This window comes from Mucilaginibacter pineti (genome assembly GCF_900101875.1).
Taxonomy (GTDB): Bacteria; Bacteroidota; Bacteroidia; order Sphingobacteriales; family Sphingobacteriaceae; genus Mucilaginibacter; species Mucilaginibacter pineti.
The window spans coordinates 193,107-214,780 of the sequence record NZ_FNAI01000008.1; the positions used below are offsets into that span (position 1 = coordinate 193,107).

Sequence of the window (21,674 nt, forward strand, 5' to 3'; positions counted from 1 at the left end):
TGGAACCGCCCTTGGCTTGCCAGCCAAAGGCTGAGTCAGGTAATGAATTAAAGCTAACCAATAGATTTAAAATTAACCTAACACTCAAATGTATAAAAAAATTACTGAATTACTTTTCAGGAGGGACTCCTATGTATATTCCAAATTTTTATTAAAGATGAAGCTCACATTTTTACTACTTATTGTCTTTGTCCAGCTTAGGGCAGAAACTTTTGCGCAAAAAGTAAGCTTAAATCTTAAGAACGCCACTTTATCTGAACTTATTTCAGATATTAAAACTCAAACCAGTTATGATTTTTTGTATAATAACTTAACCATCAGGGATTATAAGCCCATTACTATTGACGTTAAGGATTTGGATCTTTTAAAAGTGCTTGACCTTTGTTTTAAAGGCCAGCCTTATGAATACACCATAAAAAACAACCTCATACTCATTACCCCAAAAAGGTTAAAACCTGTTGCTAAAAAAGAAGAGCAGGTAGTTGCGGTTCAAAAAGTTACCGGCTCGGTTAAGGATAGCACAACTAACCAAACGCTGATTGGGGTAGCGGTTCGTATAGAAGGTACTACCCTTGGCACCACTACCGATAACGACGGTAATTTTACCTTGAACGCGCCCGATGCCAACGCGGTATTGGTCTTTACGTACATAGGCTACAAAACACAACGGGTACCTTTAAATTCACGTACAACCCTTGATATAAGGCTGGCACAAGCAGACGCTAAACTAAGTGAAGTAGTGGTGGTTGGTTATGGTACCCGCGCCAAGGGTGCAGTTACAGGTGCTATTTCAACAGTGCATAGCGAAGTATTTGAAAACAGGCCGCTTAACAACAGTTTCGATGCGTTACAGGGAACCATTCCGGGTTTAACCATTACACGATCAAGCGGACAGCCGGGCAGTGCCAGCTATGGAATACAGGTACGCGGTTACTCGTCAATTAACGGTAACGCGCCATTTGTTTTGGTTGATGGTATTCCCGGCGATATTAATTTAATAAACCCGAATGACATTGCCGAAGTATCGGTACTAAAAGATGCCGCGGCGGCTATTTACGGTGCCCGTGCTGCCGATGGGGTAATCATTGTAACCACCAAAAAAGGAAAAAAAGGTACCCCTACTGTTGATTACGCCTCAAACGTTGGTATAAAAACGCCCGATTATTTAAGGAAGATCCAGAACACGCTTCAATATGCACAGTTTATGGATGAGGGACTTCGCAATGCGGGAATAACTGGCTTTCCGCAGGAAGTTTTCGACAAAATAAAAGCAAATGCAGCACCCGACCTTAATGGCGGCTGGAACTACGGTATAACAAGCTATCCGGGCTTTTACGGCTCTACCAACTGGAATAAAGAGATCTACAAAAACTCAACCCAGCAATTGCACAATGTATCTGTTTCGGGCGGCGGCGATAACAATAATTATCTTGTATCATTGGGTTATAACCGCGATAACGGCTCCATCCGTTTTGGAGAAAACCACTCAGAGCGTTATAACCTGCGCCTTAATTACGATTTCCGTTTAAGCAACAGCCTTAGTTTTGAAACAAGGACAAGCTTTGAGAACCAGGCCGTAGTTACCCCCACCATGCTGGGCAATGCTTTAACTAATGTAACCAGGCAATTCCCATACCAGCCGGTTTACAACTCGCTGGGCGAGTTTTATGGGTATCAAGGTTATGAAAACCCGGCACAGTCACTGGCGGAGGGCGGAAGCGAGCACACCAACCTATCGCGTTTAAATACCAATTTCAAGTTGGATTATACCATTATCGATGGCTTAAAGCTTACCGCCCAGGCAGCGTTTAAATTAAATTACAATAACGATAATGCCAACACCCCAACATTTACCCGTTATAACTATGTTGGCGCTATCCAGGATATCAGGAACAATCCAAACTCTGCCTATTTCGAGAATGATAAATCGCTGAACAAATTATACCAGGTTTACCTTGATTATAATAAGCAGCTTGACAAGGACCATAAAATTAACTTCACCGGCGGCGCATCACTTGAGCAAACCCGGAACGAAGGGCAAACTACTTATGGTTATAATTTCCCCAACAACGATATATTTACCCTCAACCTTGCCGATCGTACCAAAACTGCGTTTGCAAATTTCACAGGCAACTTAAATAACCAGGCACTGGGCTCCTACTTTGGCAGGTTAAGCTATTCGTTTAAAAATAAACTGATATTGGATATAACCGCCCGTGCAGATGGCAGCTCAAAATTCGCACCTGAAAAACGCTGGAGCTCTGTGTTCCCATCGGCAGCATTGGCATATAACCTGTCAGAAGAAAGCTTTATAAAATCATTAAATACTTTCGATCAGTTAAAGCTGAGGGCATCATGGGGCAAGGCCGGTAACCAGGAAATTGGCGCTTTAGGCTTATATGACTATATCCCCTTAATCTCCATAGGTGGCAATTATCCGCTGGGATCACCTAACGCGGGTCTTACCGGTGCAAATTCAAACCCTGCATCTACCAACAGAACATGGGAAACCATCGAAAATAAAAACATCGGTATCGATATCTCCACCTTCAGATCGAGGTTAACCTTCTCATTTGATTACTATAACAAAACCAATAACGACATGCTGGTGGCTATAGCTGTACCGGCCACTTTTGGAGGCAACCCTCCTACCTCTAATCAGGGTAAATTGGTTACCAAAGGTTTTGAAACATCCTTAACCTGGAAAGATCAGATAAACGATTTCAGGTACAGCGTTTCATTACAGCTGAGCGATAGTAAAAACAAACTGGTTGAACTGAAAAACAGCGACAGCTTTAGCGAAGGGCTAAACTTTGCAAGGCAGGGATATCCAATTTACTCTTACTTCGGTTACGTTTACGATGGCATCATCAAAACACAGGCACAGCTTGATGCATACAAACAACTTCAAGGCGTTCCTTCACGGATAGCCATTGGCGATGTAATGTATAAAGATGTGGATGGCGATGGCAAATTAACGGCCTTCGGCGATAAAACCAAAGGCCTATCTGGCGATCAGAAATATTTAGGCAACCTGATACCCAGGTACACCTATTCATCAAACATAAATGTAGGCTACAAACAGTTTGATTTGGGCGTGTTTCTGCAAGGTGTGGGTAAAAGAAATGTTCAGTATGAAGGCGCTATCAGCACCCCAAATACATTCTTCTGGCCATCACTTGAATATTACTCAGGCAAAACCTACAGTACCAGCAATCCCAACGCGCAGTACCCGAGATACCTGCCAGGCTCTGTTGGTTATGATGATATAAGAGGTTACGATTACCACACCTCTTCATTAACCGTTCAAAACGTGGCTTATCTGAGGTTTAAGGTGATAACCCTGGGGTATACTTTACCATCGGCAATTGCTGCTAAACTCAAAATGAAATCCTTGAAAATATATGCAAGCGGGCAGGACCTATTTACCATATCAAAGGGAACATTGGGCGGCAATTTCGACCCGGAAGATGGTTACCGTAACGAAGGTACCTACCCTTTCAACAAGGTTTATTCACTGGGCTTAAATGTTAAATTTTAAAAGAAAACAGTATGAAACTAAAATATTTCAACCATAAGTCAAACTTTGCCATAGGCATGTTCTTGTGCATTGCATTATGGAGCGGCTGTAAAAAAGACCTTAACCTGGTTTCGCAGGACAGCATTACCGATGCTACTTTTTATAAAACCCCAAGCGATTTTAAACTGGCGGCCAATAATCTTTATAACGGACTGGATAGGTTTGGATTTGAAGATACCGAATCAGATATCGCATTTAATTTCCCAAATTCGGTAAGTAACGGTAACCTGCAGCCCTCCGAAACATCTGATCAATGGAACAGCAGCTACGGTTATATCCGGTCGGCTAATAACATATTGGAAAAAGGTGCTACAAATACAGATGCAGAAGTTAAAAAGTACCTGGCAGAAGCTAAGTTTTTCAGGGCATGGTATTACTGGAAACTGTTGCGGATATACGGCGGCGTTCCCATAATTACCAAAGTGCTCACTACGGATGATCCCGCATTGTTTACCCCAAGATCATCCCGCGGAGAAACGGTAGACTTTATTTTAAAGGATCTTGATGAAGCCAAGAACGACTTACCTGTACAGTCGGATCTGTCTTCACCAGACATTGGCAGGATAACAAAAGGGGCTGCACTTTCATTAACAGCAAGAGTTGCCCTGTTTGAAGGAACGTGGGAAAAATTCAGGGGAGATGCGAACGCTACAAAATACCTCGACGCGGCTGTTACGGCATCTTCACAGGTAATCAGCAGCGGCACCTATGATTTATACACCGGCAGCGGCGCCCAAAGCTACAGGTACTTATTTTTAGAACCCGGCGACGATTCAAAAGAATCTATTTTAGACAGAAGGTACGCCAGAAACATCCTTGGGCATGATATGCCTTACGAATATGACGGTACCGGCTACAACCCTACCCGCAAAATGGTTGATCTGTACCTGGACAAGAATGGTTTGCCTATAACCAAAGCAGGCTCTACCTTTCATGGATACAGCACATTTACGTCTGAGTTTCAGGACCGCGACCCGAGAATGACGATGACCATGATTATACCGGGCACCTTAACTAACCGGGTATTTTTCCCGGTAACCAAAGTAGCCAACTGGCCAGACAAGCCACAGCGTAACTTCAACACCGGCTATATTTTATATAAATATATGTCTGAAGATCCCTTAGCCAATAATTCCGGGCAGAACGGTGATGCCAGTTTGTTTGACTACGATCGCCATTTGATCCGTTATGCAGAGGTATTGCTGATTTATGCCGAAGCCGTTTTTGAAAAGAATGGTAGCATTAGCGATAACGACTTAAATATGTCTATCAATAAGCTTCGGGATAGGGTAACCATGCCCCACCTCACCAACGCCTTTGTAACCACTAATGGCCTTAACATGCGCGACGAAATAAGACGTGAACGCACGGTTGAGTTAACACTGGAAGGTTTCAGGTACGATGACATCCGCCGATGGAAAACCGCCGAAACCGAATTGCCGCAGGATATTAAAGGGATTAAAATCACCGGAACAGATTGGGCAACCAGGGCGCCATACAGCGACCCGAGCTATAACAATAAGGTTGATGTAAACGGTTTCCTGATAGCTGAAACCAGCAGAAAATTTAATCCCGATAAGGATTATCTGCAACCATTGCCTACCAAAGAAGTTGCTTTTTATGCCGCAAGTGGTCATAAATTAGAGCAAAACCCAGGGTGGTAAAATAACCATTAAAAGAACAGGCGGCATGCCCCGCCTGTTCTTCATTAAATAACTATTAAAATTTATTAACTATTTTTATTGTTGTACCTGTTTACGGCACCTTAGCCATACTAAAACTGCACTTATGCATCAATTAAAAAAACTTGCACTCGTTAGCTTCATCTTGTCTTTCACCTACTGTTCTCACGCCCAGGATATCGCTAAGGGAAAGAAGCTTACTTTAATGGGTAATCGTTTTCTTACTTTCAACACGGTTATTCGGGTAAACCAAATAGAGGTAGCCCGCGACAGAAATGTTGGGGAAGATGAACGTCAACAACATACTCCCGGGCGGATTGTCGCATTCAGAAACGCGATTGAAGAAGGTTTTCCCGGATCGAGGATCACATGGTCGTTAAGTTGGCTTGCACTGCATGACACTACCGATAATTACAAGAAAATAAGACAATTGGTGGTTAGCTATCATTACAAATATGGCGACGATGTTACCTTTATCCCGGGCGCATATTTTGCCAATGCTTACAACACAACAGATCAGGTAAATAAAGACCTGCACGACGCTTTAATAAAAGTTAGTGAGCTGGTTGGCGGCGGATACCGGCCGTTAAGCATTGTAGCCGGTTTCTTATCGTCAAAAAACCAGCAATACCTTGCCGAAAAAGAAGGCATCCACGTATGTCAGGGAAATATATGGAGCCAGTTTAGCATTGACAACCAGGACGGCGATGGATCTGTATGTTACCCCTACTACCCTTCAAAAGAGCATTTTTGCAAACCGGCTCAAAACAAAAGTGATTTTATTGACTGCGTTAATTTAGACGGCTGGACCGTAGATTTCCTGGCAGGCAGAAGGCAGGGGTTTGCCGGTGGCTTTAACAGCCGTATGGGTGTTGGTCCTATAGAAACGCTCGGCCGTTACGGTAACGAGATCGGTTTAAAAGAAATGATGCATTCAACAGCCATACACTTTGACAATGGCTTTAAATTAAATGGATTTGGCTGGGTAACCAATTGCTGGGAGATTTCCCTCCCAATAGATGTATCTGCTTTAAAAGATTGGTTGGCGAGCATAAAAAAAGAATGGCCCAACGTAAAATTTATAACCCAGGGAGAATTTGGCCTACTATGGCGGGCCCATTATAAAAGCAATAACTTTAATTACCGGTTTGTTGAAAAAGGCTCGGGCATTGGCGGATCTGATGCCAACCTTGAAATAAAATGGTTTATGAATAAGGATTTTCGTTTAGCGTTATTGCACGACTGGAAAACCAATTCCGCAGAGCAAGTAATAGATTTTACACGGTATGATCTGCATACACAAGAGCCGGCAGAAATGACTCGTAAGTGGAGCTTACTGGGCGATATTAATCAAAAACAATCGCGCCCGCAGGATAAGCCCGTAGACTTTTCTCTACTGCCGCAAAAATCAAAAATTATAATAGGCAAGCAATACCCCAAATTACTGAAATAAGATATGATGCGGCTTTATTTCAGCCTCTGTTGATGACAAAGGTTGTCCGTATTTTTGAGTTCTAATAAATTAACCGTTAATTTTAAAAGCGCACTTTGGTGCGCTTTTTTGTTTAATACCCTTGCTATAAATCTATTTTCCCTATTTGCATTAAATTTAAAAACGCGTGCATTTTTTGACATTTTTTATTAGTTATAATCATAGTATTATGCTAAAATCGCTCAGTTTATTTACGTAGAAATTTTTCACTTTTACCGTCATTTTATAATTCTTATTTAACCTGCCATCTTATGAAAAAACTGTTAACTGTGCCGCCAGCCTTTAAACATTTTGGAGAGGAATACTTTGCCGGAGATAATTATTTTTTTAGCACCGACCCCAAGGAAGGCAAAGTTGGCTCAGGCGGAGGAACAGTAAATTTACTATATGAGGCCAGTAAACTGGAAAACACAAATGAAAAAATAGGCGATTGGCTGCCAAAAGAAAAAAGGCTGATCATACACGCCGGGGGCCAAAGCAGGCGCTTACCTGCTTATGCAGCTGTTGGTAAAGTATTTACACCGATGCCAATTTTCCGCTGGAAAAGAGGACAGCGAATTGATCAAACACTCATTGATTTGCAATTACCGTTGTATGAAAAAATCTTAAACAGCGCGCCAAAAAACCTAAATCACCTGGTTGCCAGTGGTGATGTTTTAATTCGTACCGAAGCATCATTGCCCCAAATACCCGATGCCGATGTAATATGCTTCGTGCTATCTGAACAGGCTGAGAAGGCATCGAATTTTGGCGTATTTTTCTCATCAAAAGATTCACCGCAGGAACTTGATTTCACCCTGCAAAAACCATCGGCGCAAAAGCTGCAGGAACTACAACCCGATTATCTTTTTTATATCGATGTAGGCATATGGCTGTTAAGCCCGAAAGCATTGGAGGTTATGTTTGAACGCAGCGGGTGGAATAAGGAAAGCAATTCTTTTACCAACGGCATACCTTCATTTTATGATATGTACACCGAGTTTGGGCAGGCCCTGGGTAAAAACCCTACGTTAAAAGATGATGCTATTAACCATTTAAAGGTGGCTATTATTCCGCTTCCTAAAGGTGAGTTTTATCATTTCGGCAATACTGCCGAGTTGATAGAATCAACCAACAGGTTACAAAACCTGGTAAAAGATCAGGAGAAAATATGGCATAATAAAATAAAGCCAAGTCCGGATCTTTTTACCCAAAATTCAATTACCAAAAACGACTTTACTAACCAAAATAATTCTATCTGGATAGAAAACAGTCACATTCCATCAACATGGAAACTGCGCAGCAAACACATTATAACAGGCGTACCTGAAAATAACTGGATACTTGATTTGCCCGAAGAAACCTGCCTTGATTTTATACCCGTTGGCAACAACAATGAATGGTGCATACGGGTGTATAGTTTTTATGCGCCCCAGTTACCCAAACGAGGCATCGCAATCGACAATCAAAATACTTATACCGACTGGTTTAATGAGCCAGTGTACCCAGTATTTAATGCAAATGATTTAAATGAATCGCTTGTTCAATACATCATCGACAACCCTAATGACTACGCAAATAAAGGCAACCGCTTAATATGCGCGGCCGATATTGCGAACGATGTAAATCTTCATCGCCAATATGCACAGCGTAATACCTTCTTAAAAAGCAACGTGCAAAGCATGGCTGCCAATTGGAAGCAATCCGTTTTTTATCAGCTCGACCTTAAAAACGCAGCTGAAATTTATAAAAGAGATGATCTGGCTCTTCCTCCTGCCTTACCAGAAAATGCACCTTTGCTAACCAGGCTTCATGATCAAATGTTCCGGAGTGAAGTTTCGGCTCCGAATGCCGAGTTAGCTTCTGCATATGAGGCTAAAGCATTTGGTTTACTTAGAGAAACAATTGTTGAAACCGCAAAAACAGAACTTGTTGAACCCCGATTGGATGTAATGTCAGATCAGATAGTATGGGGCCGCAGTCCTATAAGGCTTGATTTAGCCGGCGGATGGACAGATACCCCTCCCAATTGCCTTATCAACGGCGGTAAAGTTTTAAACCTGGCTGTCGAGCTTAATGGCCAGCCCCCATTGCAGGTATTCATAAAACCGTCAACAGAATATTCAATCACTTTACGCTCTATTGATCTGGGTGTTAAAGAGGATGTAACTACATTTGAACAGCTTAACGACTATAATGCCATAGGCTCGGCGTTTTGCATTCCTAAAGCGGCTTTGTGCCTTGCGGGCTTTAGTCCGGAGTTTTCGGCAACAAAATTCAATTCACTTAAAGATCAGCTTAAGGCATTTGGTATGGGAATAGAAATCTCTTTACTGGCAGCTATACCTAAAGGCTCGGGTCTTGGCACCAGCTCAATACTGGCAAGTACAGTATTAGGGACCTTAAGCAATTTTTGCAATTTAAAGTGGGACAAGTATACCATTTGCGACCGCACGTTGGTTTTAGAGCAAATGCTTACCTCCGGCGGTGGCTGGCAGGATCAGTACGGTGGAGTTTTTGGCGGCATTAAACTGCTGGAAAGCAAACCTGGGCTTTTCCAAAAACCTACGGTACGTTGGGCACCCGAGTTTATTTTGAATGGTCCGGCTGCAGGGTCGGTGCTGTTATATTATACAGGTATTACGCGGGTAGCTAAAAACATATTGGCAGAAATAGTTAAGGGCATGTTTTTGAATGGCAATAAATACCTGAGCATCCTGGAAGAAATGAATGACCATGCCGTTAAAACGTATGAGGCATTTCAATACGGCGATTTGCAGCAGGTGGCTATTGCCACGGGAATCAGCTGGCAGCTTAATCAAAATCTGGATAGCGGTACAAACACGGCAGAAACACAAGCTATCATTAACCTCATAAGCGATTACATTATCAGTTGCAAACTATTAGGCGCAGGGGGCGGCGGCTATATGCTGATCTTTGCCAAAGATTTGGAGGCAGCAGCCCGTATACGCAGTACACTTAACAGCAAGCCCTTAAACAACAGGGCCCGGTTTGTAGATTGGAGTATCTCGCCTCATGGATTCAAAGTTTCCAGAAGTTAGTCGTTTTTTAATAATTATGCTGCTATTTTTTGATGCTAACCTCTGTTATAGCGGTTCGGCGGGTTGCAGTATAAACTATACCATTTACCATTTCATAACCGGTAGAAACACTTTGCGAGTACCGTTTTAAAATAATCCTGGTATTGTTATCAATTAAAATAGATCCGTTAACGCGGCTATTTAAATTACCACCTAAAACCGATGTTTTATAGGTTAAGGTAGTGGTCCGGCTGTTTATGGCATAAATAGCATAATTAGTTTCTGTTAATGGTGTTGTACTTATCCACGAATATCCTTTTTTCAGATTCGGGTTTACCGGAAAATCAACCATAAATTGTAACGTGCTGCCGGCCGATAAATTCTCTGGCTGTATGCCAGCAAATGATAACAGCGTATCGCTTATCGCTGCAGAATGTCGTACACGTAATACTTCCCCTTTTTTATTTACCGAAACCGTTGCCTGAGAATTTATCATTTTTTGCAAACCTGTTTGAATAATTGAATTTGGATCGGCTGCCTTACTTGAATTGTATACCAAATTTTGATCCATGGCATTTACTGTATCGATAAGTTTATCGGTAGTAATTAAAAAGACAGCCCCTTTTTCAGAGGCATCGGTAACCTTGTAGGTTTTAAAAACGGTTGAAAACGAAGTAACATGCAGTGTTTGGCTACCGCGCTGCAGCACGCAGTTTGATTTTGTTAGTACTTGCCGTTGATACTCATCTCCTTTTTTAAATTTCACCTGCGCAAGGACAACCCCACCCGCAAAAGTTAGCAGCAAAATTAACATATATTTAAAAATGGTGGGCGTAGCGTTCATTTTGGTATTTCTTGTTACAATGCCTTTAAAATGAATATTGACATTATTACTGTTTGTGCTCATGATAAAGCCGGTCTTAACTTAATAATTGGGTGTTGATTTCTTAGCGGCTCTTCCGCGAGGTTTTACAGCCTTGGCCTTTACCGGTGTTATAAGCTTAAAGCTTGTATGCTCCTCAAGATCTGGAATGGCCCAAACAGGGAAATCATTACCGGATGGTATTGAGGGTGATGGTAAACTAAGCACATCTGGTAATAGAGGAACACTCCCCTTTACAGTCGTTTTTTGTGCAGAAGGCGAAGGTTCCTTTGGAAACACCGGCAATTCCGGCTCCGTAGGAATTGGCAAATCGGTAACTGCCGGTGTTAGTGCATCCTGGTAATTTTGTTTTGGCAAGGGAGGCGCGTCGGGTGTTTCGGGCGATGGAATTTCTGGCAGGTTATTACCTGCATCTGATATTGCTGGCTGGCCGGGCGGGTTTATCAAGGGCGGTGTTGTTGCTATTGCGGCCAAAACGGGCAATTGTACAGGAGGTGCAACCGGTAAAGCCACACCTTTAATATCGCTAAGGGTAAGCAAAATTGATTTGCCATTTTTTCCGGTGGCATTACCTTTTGCCGTGTTTCCTGGCAGTACGGGCGGTGGTACATTCCAATCCGACAGGTTGTTTTTTTGAGCCAGGGCCTGATTAAACCAACCGGCAGTAACTATCAAAGTAAGCATAAAGACTCGCAGCGGTTTACTCCGATCTTTTACCCGCTTTGTTTTTTGTAGTGTGTAAGAGGATTCCATTCAATAATTATCTTTTTATAGAAAGTGGATAGCTTATAACAAATGCCGAATTTGGCTTGTCTGATGAATATCTTGTTAAATTAGTTATACCAACACCAATGGCTAATGGGCTATCAAACGGTTTGATGCCAAATGAACAGCCTAAATTCATCCCAGACCATTCGATATTAAAGTTAACCTTTTTTAATAACTCGTAGGATGCGCTTCCAAATACGGCCGTTCCGTGTGTACCTTTGCCTGTTTTGATATCATCGGGGCTTTTGTTGTAAAAGCGCCCGGTCCCTATTCCAATTGTATAACTAAGTTTTGAACTACCTTCGGTTTTGGAGGGTAGCAATTGTATAGCATGGCTAAAGGCAAAATAAAAGGTTGAACCTGGCGCATCTGATTTATGTGGGCTTGCAAATAGCTGCAAAGTGCCTGCAGAAATGCTGCTACCTGTAAAAATTTGTCGGCTTATTACCAAATTTCCCGAGAAGTCACTTACTTTAGATACATCGGTTACGTTTATACTAACGGCAACATTAACTGCTTTTTGGGGATCGCCCACGCAAAAACCTCCAAAACTTATCAAGTCGGCTTTTTTTGCGTATGGTTGTGCATAATCGCCTCCTATCCCACCAAATATATAACTACCATAGCCTCCCCAGCCAGACGGTGTGGTTAAGTTTTGTAGTACTGAGTTTGGTAAAAGTTCATCCCTCGCATCCCTGGCTTTAAGCGGGGCCAATAATGAATCCGTCCGCTTTTGCAATTCATTTTCAAATGAGGTTTGCGCAAATGCACAATCCGAATACAGGATTATAGTAAAAAAAATCACTCCCCATATTTTTAATATCCAGCTCATTCTTTTAATGACATTAAGGCTTAGGTTTAATTGTGACAGATCGCTCCAAATTAATTATTTTTTATTGAAGGGCATAAACCGAATAGCTTAAAAACTCCATCGTTTAATATGATTTAAATACCCTTTCCTTCCTAAGCCGAATTTTTCTGATTATTTGTAAATCTAAGCTTTATAAAAGCTCCAAAAAATACCAACTGCTTGGTATTGCGTAACCTATTGGCACTACCTAAAATTGTACTATTAAACCTTAAGCAACTTAAGGCAGTCTAAAAAACAAATATCTACTTTTTACTAATTGCGTTACGGCATGGTAACGCGCATTTTTACCTAAAATAAAAACGAATATGGACATTTTAACTTACCTGATTTATAGCATTCCACTTATCTTCATCCTGTTATCGTGCAGGTATATGCTTATGTTTAAAAAGTTAATGGGCACGGGCAAGGTTTCCTATATTATTGGCGCAAAACAAAGGCAAAACCTATTTTTATTTTTAGCTATAGTATCATCAATACTAATATTTGCCGTTACAGAGTTTTAGTTTTATAAACCGATAAACTACTGGTTGTCAAGCCATTTTTTTGCTAATAAAGTTGAAACTCTTATCTTTAATGGGGAGTATACACCCGGATATGAAGTACCTCTTTCATTTTTTATTTTTTTTAGTCGCAATACCCTGTTTTGGTCAAAATGCCGATAGCTTAAAAAAAATAATTTCCGGCAACTCCCCTCCCCAGCAACGGCTAAACGCCATTGAACAATTCACAAGCCTTTTCCCGGCAAAAGATCCGGATGAAATTTTAACCGTAGCAAAAACTGGATTAAACCTCGCTGCCAAGCTCAACAATAAAGAAGCCACTGGCTTACTACTTGTAAATATTGGCAAAGCTTATCATCAAAAAGCAAATTATGATTCTACCGCTTATTTCTATGACAAAGCAGCGGGTATTCTTAGCGCCTTAAACAAAGAGGCCGTTTTGGCAAATGGCTACATCGAGCTGGCAAACTCATACCTCAAACTCAAGAACTACACTAAGGCAATTGAATTTTATGATACAGCAATCAAATACGCTCCTAAATCCGGATCTCGCAGTACGTTAATTATCGCTTTAAACGGACTTGGTACACTATATGAAAGCAAACATAATTATCGCGAAGCTTTAAATTATTTCAGGCAATCCTTTGATATCAGCGACTCGTTGAACCTGGTTCAAAAAGCAAAAGAAAACACATCAGAAGCGTACAGCCGTAATTTCATGAAGGATGTTATGGGCAACATAAAACAGAAAACAGCATCGGTACAGAATATTTTAAAAACCCTCGACACCAAAAAATCCCTGAACGATACGCTGGCACTTACCATCAACTATTTTAACCTGGGCGTATTATACAAGGGTAAAAAAATGTATCCTCAATCGTTGGATGCCTTACAAAACTGTTTGCAGTATGCAAGCAAAATAAACTATACCGATATGCAAAGCAGCGCAGTAAATGAGATGGCTGATCTGTATGAACGAATAGGAGATTACAGACAATCACTTAATTATTTAAAAAAGCGCTCGGCAATAAATGTGGGAATTAACAAAAACTCCAAAACTATTGATGAACTGCAAACTAAATACGAGATAACACAGCGGGAAGACCAAGTATTAAAGCAGCAGTTTGAAATTACCAAACGTAATTACTGGATGACCGGCATATTTGTTTTAATACTGCTGATGCTTTTAATGGGCTTAATTTATTATAAGCAAACACAGTTAAAACAACGCAATATTGCCATGCAGGCCATAATTGAAACCGAAGAAAACGAACGGCGACGAATTGCCCGCGATTTGCATGATAGCGTAAGCCAAACCATGAGCGCTGCCAAAATTAATTTAACCGTTATTGGCGGCGAATTACCTTTTGTAAATGAGGAGCAACGAAAACGATTTGAGAAAGCTATTAACCTGGTTGACAATGGCTTTAGGGAGGTAAGAACAATATCACACAACATGATGCCCTGGGCGCTTCATGAAACCGGCCTTGCCCAGGTAATTAAACAATTCATAGGCAATATTGAAAATGATACCATTGCTATAAATTTCTTCAGCAAAGGATTTGATGCGCCATTTGATGACACTACAGAAATTATATTGTACAGGGTATTACAGGAAAGCGTACATAACGTAATGAAACACGCAAACGCCAGCAGGATTGACATTTCTCTCATTAAGGATGAGCAGAATATCAGCCTGACAATTGAAGATAACGGCGAAGGTTTTGATATTACTAACCCCGAAATCCATAAGGGAATGGGATTTAATAACTTACGATCGCGGATTAATTTTTTAAAAGGGAAGGTTGAACTTGACTCACAAATAGGGAAAGGCACACTTGTATCGGTTTACGTGCCCATTATCAATAAAGCGTTATAAGTTATATTGCAGTATAAACTTAGTAAGCTCTACCGGGTTTTTCAAATTGAGCTTTTGCATAATGTTTTTTCTATGGGTTTCAACCGTGTAGATGCTAAGATTAAGATGATTGGCCATTTGTTGATTCGTAAAATTCTGTTTGATGAATTGCAGCAACTCGGTTTCCCTTTTGGTTAGTTGAAATTGTTTTAAAAAAACATCCGACTCATCAAACGTTGAATTTACAACAGCCTGTTTGTACGGAAACCATGACTGGCCCTGGCCTACCAAACGCATTACACTTAATAATTCACTCTTTTCGGCATTTTTGAAGATATAGCCATTTGCCCCGCCGGCTTTCGCTTTTTCAATAAGATGTTCTTCATTATAGGTAGAAAGCATGATTACTTTAATTTTAGGGTAATAGGCTTTTACCTTTTTAAGTACGTCGAAACCGTTAATCCCGGGCATATTTATATCAAGCAATATCATATCGGGTGTATTGGTATGCAGTAATCCCAATATTTCTTTTCCGTTGGCAGCCATATTCATCACTTCTATGTCCGGTTCATTTTGTAATAGCATACAAAGCCCATTTATAAATAACGTATGATCATCAACTATAATCACTGATAATTTTTCAGTTGCCATTTCCATTGAATTATTTATAAATTTATGCGTTATTCCCGAACCTAAAAATACCAACAACTTTGTATTGTGCACCCCATCACAACTACATAAAATTGTGCTGTTATAAAACCTGAGCATAATTATTATTAAACTAAAAGCCAGCATAATAAATATACCATGCTTAACCAATATGTTTATAAACCTACTAACCAAAAAAAACATGGAAGATATTATAGGAACACTTGTAATAATGCTATTTTGTATAATAGCGCTCGCCAGGGAAAAAACATCAGAAAATGTGGTAGTTCTGTCGAGAGCTAAAACTAATCCACTAATACCTGTTGAATTACAGGTGGAATCATCGGTAATAAGCGTTGCCGATATTTCTAAATTTTGTAAACCTACCCGCTTACAGGTGCGTGTTGGTAGCCGTAGTATTGTAGCAGATGTTAAGAATAATCTTTTACGAAAAGCGCCGACACGATTGGGGGTAGCTAAAATCAGGCTCCGCCACAACTTTGGCGAAGCTTAACTTTTTACCCGGTTTATGAATACTATTTTCCTTTATCCCAGTCAATTTTAAAAACGTAGGATTCGGATACTTTACCGCCGCTCACATTAAGATCTGCAGAGCTATAAAAATAGGCTGGTTTGCCTTTTAATATAAGTACCGCAGGCCGTTCCAATTTCCCCGTTGGGTCGCGCTCAAAATGCCCCGGAGTGCTTAATAGTTTTTTATGATCTTCTGGTGTACCCCAATAATCTAACAGCGTCCCCATAGCAATTTTTGAGTCGGCCAATTTAAAGTTCAATCCGGTTTTTGATTCCCACAGGCTAATATCGCCGTAAATACCCGTGTTTCCGCCAAGATTGTCTGTAGTTAACAAATAATATTTTCCATTGGCTTTAAACGCTTGTGCATCCTCTAAGTACGATACATTATCGGTAATTGGTTTATCACACATGGTGTATGGTCCCTCCAGCTTATTTGAAACCGCATAGCCGTATTTTGATTCCATTTGGCCGGGAGTTCCGGATTTAAAATAGATATAGTATTTTTTATCTATTTTCATAAAAGCAGGGTTATCTGTACCTATGTCTCCGCGATAGGTCCAATGGTGTGAATCATTTGACTCCTGTACTACGATTCCGCCATTGTTGCCTACAAATTTCCAGGGACCATTTAAATTATCAGCAACCATCATTCCTATGCGTTGCTTTGTTTCTTTCGATGGGTTTTGACAGATGTAAAGCAGAATATATTTTCCATCAACGTACTCCAGCCTGGGGTTGTGTGGTCCCCACATAGTTCGTTGATCCGGGAACATGGAGGACTTCATAATGGTACCCACATATTTAAATGGCCCTTCTGGTTTATCGCTTACAAAATGCGCAATTTCGGCATTAAGCCCCGTCCAGCCTTCCATCCCTTCTGCTGCCGGCCAGCGGCTACCAAAAATATGTATTTTGCCATCTTTGCCTTCAATTGGCGAAACACACCAGTTATACCAGGCAGGATCGCCGATGGCAACTCCAATTAATTTGGCCGATAAAGCCATATGAGAATACGGAACTTTGGTTGGCTTCCCCTTTGCAGTAGGCAGTTGCTTAAGCGTTGCGGTATCTTTGGTTTGGGCGCGTAAATAAAAAGCGGATAAAAACACCATTAAAAATGTAGCTGTAATTTTTAATGTCTGTTCATTTTTAGTTGTCATAGATTGATTAGCCTGGTTATGAATAAGTGTTGACCGTAAGTTTACATTGGAACTGCAAATTAGAGATTAGTACTGCGATATAAAATGGATAAAGCCTATCAAATAATGGACTATTCAATATATAGCCTGGGTTATGAAAGTAATTAGGCCTAAAAAATTATAGGAGTTAGCAAATGCTATGGTATAAAAAAACTCCCGGATAAATCCGGGAGTTTCCACACATCATTAATAGATACTCAAAAACTTAACCTACTGATTAAACACATCATAAAATAAAGAAATCTGTGATATATTGGTATAACGGGTTTCGCCATTTACATTATGTAAAACCCTTACACGGATATAACGCACCGGAGGCAAGTTGTTATCCAGGTCCACTTTAAAAGGGGCCATGCCGTCATCAGTTCTTTTAACTTCTTTTAACAGTGTCCAACCTTTTGCAACAGCTTCAGCCTTCCATCCCGGATCATTTGATTTTAAATTAGTTGCTGCATTGGTTATGTCTGCAATTCCCCATATTTCAAAGTCATCCGGGTTGTTACAGCAATTACGGCCAATTTCTTCTACCTGCTTCAATGACTTATACACTTTACCCATATCAAAGGTTAATGTTCTTGGCAGAACGTCATTTCCGTCGGCATGAAACAAGTGAGGGAAACCTTGTGGAGTAGTACTGCCATTCCAAAGCTGGTCAACATCGGTATCACCTTCATACGGCCCCATATCATTAGGTAAAGCCGACTTTTTAAATAATGATTTATCACATTGTGCATAACCAAGTATTGTTGGAAACACATCTATTTTGGGCGCAGTAAAAATATCAATTGAATTACGATCTGGAATATAAGTTGAATTGTAAGTAACCTGTGAACCTGATTGTAAGTCATGAATAGTCAGAACACTATCCGCGCTACTAAGTGCCACGGTAACATTTTGCCCGCTCCTGTTGGTGTAATTTATTTTGGTGCTAATATTAATTGTATCTGCTGTTTTAAAATTAAGAGTTACATCACCTAATGGACTTACAACATAAGGTATTTTTGCGTTATAAGGCCTATTCAATAAGGTAGAAACATAAATCGGGCCGTATGCCTTAACATTATTTACTTCTGTTGGTATCGAGGAATTTCCTTTTGCATCATATGAATATATTACAAAGCTGTAAACAAATTCCTGAAGCCCGTTAATAACGGTTTTGATACTATCCGTTTTAGTAGTAATGTTCATTACCTGCGAATCGGCTTTGTTATTCCAGTAGATTACATATTTAACAATACTTGGATCGGAACTTGATTTCCATTTTAAACCAACCCGCAAGTTTCCTGGTTGCGTTATTACCTGCCCAACCGCGCCGGTGTAAATGATCTCTTTATCACCCTGAAACTTCTTAAAATCCGTTTGACTTTTATTGCAACTGTATATTACAAATAGTAATAAACAGCTCAGCGTTATATATATGATATTTTTCATATTCTTATTTTAACTTTTCGCGTTTATAAATTGAACTATTACTCAGGTTTACCATAAAATGATAACTCAAGCACGTGGCAAAGCGTACCGCCTTCCCATGTTCTGGCCACAGATAAACGTATATATTTAACCGAAGGCGCATTAAACGGAATATTAAAGCCAACACCCAGGTTAAAGAAATCTTTATCACTTTGGTTTGGTGAAGTTGGCGGTAAACCAGATGGCGGAGGTGGCCAGCTGAAATTACCCATATTTGTCCAATCGCCTATTACCGTACCTACTGCGGCAGTAACCGGCAAAACAGCATCAGCAGGCTGATCTTTATTTGATCCCCAAAAGCTGAAATCTCTTGGATTACCGTGGCCGTATTCATAACCCTTTCTTCCCCAAATATTAAAGCGGCTTAACTTATAGGTTTTACCAACACCAAATGTACAGGTAAAAGGAGGTGTTGAATTAGAGTTGGTGTGCCAGCCCGGATCTGTAAGGAGGCCATCCCAAAGCTTATCAACTGTCCATCCGCCACCTTCATAAAGCGCATCGTCACTCGCTAAAGTATAAGTAAAGAATTTGCTTTTATCCAGTAACTCTTCATATAATGGGTTTAAATTTGCCTTTAGTGTATCAGATATATTTCCCCACTCATCGGTAACATATACACCAAAATCCCTGGCATCTGTACTAAAACCCCTGATAGAAAAGTCGATAGTATCGGCATTTGTAAAATGTTGTTCTTCAACCTCCATTGCTTTTGTTACGTCGCTAAAGGCTGTTACTATAATACCTACGTTCTTTTTAAGCGGGTTTAAAGCTTTTACATTAACACCACCAAAATCGGGTGCTATAGTGGCGGTTGGCCTCACTAATTCATAAACAGGTGTTCCAGGATGTACGGTAACCGTAACCGGATCAGACATTACTTCTGCACGGCTAACTACATAAAGCGTAACCTGGTAATCCTGTGATTGTGCAAAGCCATTTACCACTACGGTATCTTTATAATACGATGATTTGGTTTCTCTTGAAACTTTATCTCTGATGCTGTATTTAGCTAACACATAAAGGATGTTATCAGAATTGGGCAGGTCATAGATAATGTTTGCACCACCGTTAAAGTTTTCAACCTTAACATTGGTAATAATACCCGGTTTTGTTTTGTCTGTAGAAACGGGCGTATTACTAAAGCCGTCGTTTCGCTTACATGAAAACATACTTATCATTACAAGACTCATAAAAAGCAGTAACGAATATTTATTTATAATTTTCATAATTTTTCAATTATCTATTTGAATCTTTAAGTTACCAGTTTGGGTTTTGCACCAAATTGTCATTAATTGTAAGGTTATTCGTTTGTATAGGCCATATATAATTCCTGTTATTGAAAACAGGAGTTATAATAGTGTGCGGGCGATAATAATTTACAAACGAATCCTGAAACACATCCCATCCTTGCAATGGCCTGGTCATTACCGCTTGCAGTTCTTTCCAGCGGCGCAGATCCCAGCCTGCCTGGCCTTCGAAGGCAAGCTCAATACGGCGTTCCTGGTGAATGATCTGACGTAAGCCATCCTGAGTTGTAAACTTACCCGGATTTTTTGAATAGTTTGTCCACGCCTCAACAACACCTGGTAAACCAGCCCTTATTCTAACTTTATCAATGTAAGGAACAACTTCTGTATATGATTTTCCCTGCTCATTTAATGCTTCGGCATACAACAAGTACATACCCGAAAGCCTGATCATTGGCAAATGGAAACTAGACCAGGTCATGTTTGCATCAATATAAATGGTTAAATAGTTAACCAGTTTTTTGGGCCAGTAGCCGGTTTCATTTAAACGGATGCGATCTTTAGGACCTGCATATGAACTTGGGCCTTTAGCCTGTACATATAGCGCATTTTCGCCGTTTCCTAAAGTACCGTTACCATACCACACACCACCATCAAAAGCCATATCGGCATAAAATCTTGGTTCGCGGTTAAAATGCGCCTTTACGGTTTGATAACCATTGTGAATGTAAAATCTGTTATCAGCATCACCTACTCTTGATCCGTAACGGCCCGTATAGTCCCATGTATTATCTTCGTTTATTGGTACTCCTTTATCAGTATAAAAAAGTTCCTGCTGGCTAATTGGGGCGGCAATGGTGCCTTCTGCAACTAAATTACCGGCAGCACCTGCTGTTAGCCTTGGCATATAATATTCCTGGTTACCATAACCAAATTGGTAATTTAAAGCCCATATAAGCTCAGGATTAGTTTCCCATTTATCGGTAATGGTAGTTTGCAGGTTTAATACCTCTCTTAATGAATCGGTAAGGTTTGCAGGGATAGTAGCCACTAAATCGGTTTTAGCATGCAGCCTATAGCCATTTGACTCTGCATCCTTTATAGCATCTAAACACGCTGCAGCTGCCCTGTCCCATTTTGTAGCATCATACGCTGTAGTGAAAAGCGCCTGCCCATCTTTATTTTTCAGGTTGGAAAAATCAGGGTTGCCATTAAATAAGGGACTTGCAGCCGTCATCAATACTTCGGCTTTTAAACTACGTGCAATAGTTTGTGTTACGCGGCCCAGTTCCTGTGCCTGGTTTTGGATAACCGGCGGCAAACCTGGTATTGCTTCGTCCAGTAATCTAACTATGTAGTTTACTACAGAATCTGCCGGTGCTCTTTTTACTTTTACTTCTTCTGTTGATGCAGTGATTGGCAGGTTTACATCAATAATAGGTATTGGGCCATACATCCTGAACAGGTAGTAGTTGTAAAAAGCTTTTAAAAATTTGGTTTCAGCAATCCATCTTTCCTTTTCGCCCGGGGTAAGGTCAATAGGCTTATCAATGTTTTCAAGCATGGTATTACATTTCCTGATGGCCTTAAACATAGGCTGGCCACCGTTATTTCCATCCCAATAATTAAGTGTTGGGTTTGACGCGTTTTGTGTTCCGCGTACAAGGTTAAAGCCCTGCGGATCTACGCTGGAATTATCCTGAAGGTCATTAGGAAAAATAGTTTCTCCCGATATTACAAAACCTGGGTTATACTGCATAGTACCCAAACTTTGCATGGCATTATAGCAACCAAAAAGATAATTCTCGGCCTCGTTCCTGTTCCTGAAAGCGTAATCTATTGTACCAACGTTATCAGGCACAACGTCGAGGTACTTTTTGCATGATACGCCCGTCATCGCTAAAGCTATCATGCAT

At 40.6% G+C, this 21,674-nt stretch carries 15 protein-coding genes; 6 read left to right on the plus strand and 9 right to left on the minus strand.

Annotated features, from left to right (window positions below; all coding sequences use genetic code 11):
* Positions 1-157: 157 nt before the first annotated feature.
* From BLS59_RS17770 to BLS59_RS17780, 3 genes are all read left to right on the plus strand, one after another.
* Positions 158-3,541, plus strand: a complete 3,384-nt coding sequence (locus BLS59_RS17770; RefSeq protein WP_162842678.1) for a SusC/RagA family TonB-linked outer membrane protein — start codon at positions 158-160, stop codon at positions 3,539-3,541.
* A gap of 11 nt (positions 3,542-3,552) precedes the next feature.
* Complete coding sequence (locus BLS59_RS17775; protein WP_091151086.1) at positions 3,553-5,244, plus strand: RagB/SusD family nutrient uptake outer membrane protein; 1,692 nt, start codon at positions 3,553-3,555, stop codon at positions 5,242-5,244.
* 124 nt (positions 5,245-5,368) lie between these two features.
* Complete coding sequence (locus BLS59_RS17780; RefSeq protein ID WP_091151088.1) at positions 5,369-6,715, plus strand: DUF3863 domain-containing protein; 1,347 nt, start codon at positions 5,369-5,371, stop codon at positions 6,713-6,715.
* Between the two features lie 14 nt (positions 6,716-6,729).
* Here the strand turns inward: BLS59_RS17780 and BLS59_RS32035 are convergent, their stop codons facing one another.
* Positions 6,730-6,897, minus strand: coding sequence for a hypothetical protein (locus tag BLS59_RS32035; RefSeq protein WP_205411297.1), 168 nt, complete (start codon positions 6,895-6,897; stop codon positions 6,730-6,732).
* 108 nt (positions 6,898-7,005) lie between these two features.
* Between BLS59_RS32035 and BLS59_RS17785 the strand changes: the two genes are divergently transcribed.
* Positions 7,006-9,795 (plus strand): bifunctional fucokinase/fucose-1-phosphate guanylyltransferase, encoded by a 2,790-nt coding sequence (locus tag BLS59_RS17785; protein WP_091151090.1) that lies wholly within the window; start codon positions 7,006-7,008, stop codon positions 9,793-9,795.
* A gap of 22 nt (positions 9,796-9,817) precedes the next feature.
* Here the strand turns inward: BLS59_RS17785 and BLS59_RS17790 are convergent, their stop codons facing one another.
* From BLS59_RS17790 to BLS59_RS17800, 3 genes are all read right to left on the minus strand, one after another.
* Positions 9,818-10,681 carry a hypothetical protein gene (locus tag BLS59_RS17790; RefSeq protein ID WP_091151091.1) on the minus strand — a complete coding sequence of 288 codons (864 nt, stop codon included), beginning with the start codon at positions 10,679-10,681 and terminating at the stop codon, positions 9,818-9,820.
* A gap of 18 nt (positions 10,682-10,699) precedes the next feature.
* The gene (locus BLS59_RS17795) at positions 10,700-11,341 is read right to left on the minus strand and encodes a hypothetical protein (RefSeq protein ID WP_143014157.1); all 642 of its coding nucleotides are present in this window, start codon (positions 11,339-11,341) and stop codon (positions 10,700-10,702) included.
* Between the two features lie 76 nt (positions 11,342-11,417).
* Positions 11,418-12,257: a hypothetical protein gene (locus BLS59_RS17800; RefSeq protein WP_091151096.1), complete on the minus strand. Its 840-nt coding sequence runs from the start codon at positions 12,255-12,257 to the stop codon at positions 11,418-11,420.
* A gap of 633 nt (positions 12,258-12,890) precedes the next feature.
* Between BLS59_RS17800 and BLS59_RS17810 the strand changes: the two genes are divergently transcribed.
* On the plus strand, positions 12,891-14,675 hold the full coding sequence (locus BLS59_RS17810; protein ID WP_162842679.1) for a tetratricopeptide repeat-containing sensor histidine kinase: 1,785 nt from the start codon (positions 12,891-12,893) through the stop codon (positions 14,673-14,675).
* Here the strand turns inward: BLS59_RS17810 and BLS59_RS17815 are convergent.
* Positions 14,670-15,311 carry a response regulator gene (locus BLS59_RS17815; protein ID WP_205411298.1) on the minus strand — a complete coding sequence of 214 codons (642 nt, stop codon included), beginning with the start codon at positions 15,309-15,311 and terminating at the stop codon, positions 14,670-14,672. The two genes, BLS59_RS17810 and BLS59_RS17815, sit on opposite strands and share 6 nt — an antisense overlap.
* A 193-nt stretch (positions 15,312-15,504) precedes the next feature.
* Between BLS59_RS17815 and BLS59_RS17820 the strand changes: the two genes are divergently transcribed.
* On the plus strand, positions 15,505-15,816 hold the full coding sequence (locus tag BLS59_RS17820; RefSeq protein WP_091151103.1) for a hypothetical protein: 312 nt from the start codon (positions 15,505-15,507) through the stop codon (positions 15,814-15,816).
* Between the two features lie 22 nt (positions 15,817-15,838).
* Here BLS59_RS17820 and BLS59_RS17825 read toward each other — a convergent pair whose 3' ends face one another.
* From BLS59_RS17825 to BLS59_RS17840, 4 genes are all read right to left on the minus strand, one after another.
* Positions 15,839-16,999 (minus strand): glycoside hydrolase family protein, encoded by a 1,161-nt coding sequence (locus BLS59_RS17825; protein ID WP_091151105.1) that lies wholly within the window; start codon positions 16,997-16,999, stop codon positions 15,839-15,841.
* A 249-nt stretch (positions 17,000-17,248) separates the two neighbouring features.
* On the minus strand, positions 17,249-18,469 hold the full coding sequence (locus tag BLS59_RS17830; protein WP_091151107.1) for a DUF4998 domain-containing protein: 1,221 nt from the start codon (positions 18,467-18,469) through the stop codon (positions 17,249-17,251).
* Positions 18,470-18,507: 38 nt separating this feature from the next.
* The gene (locus BLS59_RS17835; protein ID WP_091151109.1) at positions 18,508-19,737 is read right to left on the minus strand and encodes a DUF4959 domain-containing protein; all 1,230 of its coding nucleotides are present in this window, start codon (positions 19,735-19,737) and stop codon (positions 18,508-18,510) included.
* 31 nt (positions 19,738-19,768) lie between these two features.
* The gene (locus BLS59_RS17840; RefSeq protein ID WP_240315264.1) at positions 19,769-21,670 is read right to left on the minus strand and encodes a RagB/SusD family nutrient uptake outer membrane protein; all 1,902 of its coding nucleotides are present in this window, start codon (positions 21,668-21,670) and stop codon (positions 19,769-19,771) included.
* Positions 21,671-21,674 lie beyond the last annotated feature (4 nt).